This window comes from Paracoccus haeundaensis, from assembly GCF_006239215.1.
GTDB classification, from domain to species: Bacteria; Pseudomonadota; Alphaproteobacteria; order Rhodobacterales; family Rhodobacteraceae; genus Paracoccus; species Paracoccus marcusii.
Genome location: NZ_VDDC01000105.1, coordinates 1 through 1,089 on the forward strand (window position 1 = coordinate 1; position 1,089 = coordinate 1,089).

2 protein-coding genes are annotated in these 1,089 nt (G+C 61.2%); one reads left to right on the top strand and one right to left on the bottom strand.

Annotated features, from left to right (window positions below; genetic code table 11):
• Window positions 1–96 precede the first annotated feature (96 nt).
• Entirely contained in the window at window positions 97–375 is a 279-nt protein-coding gene (locus tag FHD67_RS20185) for a DUF6522 family protein (protein ID WP_139599859.1), read from the top strand.
• Window positions 376–471: 96 nt separating this feature from the next.
• On the opposite strand, the gene FHD67_RS20190 is transcribed toward FHD67_RS20185, so the two are convergent.
• Window positions 472–1,089, bottom strand: a 618-nt coding sequence (locus tag FHD67_RS20190; RefSeq protein ID WP_139599860.1) for a YsnF/AvaK domain-containing protein, incomplete at its 5' end; no start/stop codon positions are given.

Here is a 1,089-nt window from a genome sequence, read left to right on the forward strand (position 1 = left end):
TGTTCCTGCCGATCGGATCCACTACGAGTTCTTCGGTCCCGCGGATGAGCAGCTCGCGGCCTGATGGGTCGCAAGACCGGCACGGGGAGATCTACCATGAAAATCGAGTTCAGGGGTGACCAGCCTGTCGTCGATGCGGCGCTGATCGCCCCGCTGATGGATCTGGACGTGATCGGCTTTCAGGTTCTGATGCAGTCAGGCTGCATCAGGACCGGCGTCGAGCGCGGCACCGGGGGCGATGCAGGCAAGCTTCGACTGACGTTTCAGTCACCAGACTGGCGCGTCAGACTGACTTGCTCCGGGGATGGCACAGTCCTGACAACGACACGGCTGAGATTGGCGCGGGATGGTGCGCACGCAGCACTAGCCGAATAAAACCCGATTTCGATATCCCATGCGTGGCGCGTGATGATCAAGAAAGGCGCATCCCGTAAGGATGCGCCCAGAATTAGTTTGCGAATATCTCTGAGCTCAGCGCGTCGTGTAAGGGGTGTCGGACCGTTCGTCGTCGATCTCGACTTCCGTGTGACGTACGCTGTCGGTCACCGTTTCCTGGCGCGTATCACTGGTTTTGCGCAGGCTGATTTCCTCGACAACGCGCGCCTCTTTTGAGACGACCGCCTCCTCGACATACTCCTCGGCTTCGACTGTCCGGTCTTGGAACGCGGTGTCGACATCGGTGACGGCCCGATCGACTGGACGCCGTTCCAACTCGACGCGATCCTCACGCAAGCTCACCGTTTCGCTGACCGGTTCCTCCACGGTGTATGCCCTGACGCGAACGCGACCGTGGCTGGTGTCTCGTTTGCCCACACGCAGTTGCTCTTCAACGATCGGAATGCTCTCGTCACCGGTTCTGGAGGAAGTGTCGGCATAGCTGCCATCCGCTCCGACGGCTGACCCCACGGTCCTGGCACCGGTCGCATGAGGGCTGACTTCATAGCCACCCCAGCCTTCCGATCGCCAGCTTTCTTCGCGCTCGGCCAGGTCCACGGTGCCTTCGTCATCCAGGATGTCGAGAACCTGGTCATAGTGAGCGGCCGTCAGGCCAGTCACGGTAACGAGAACCCCACCGCGCGACAGCCCCTC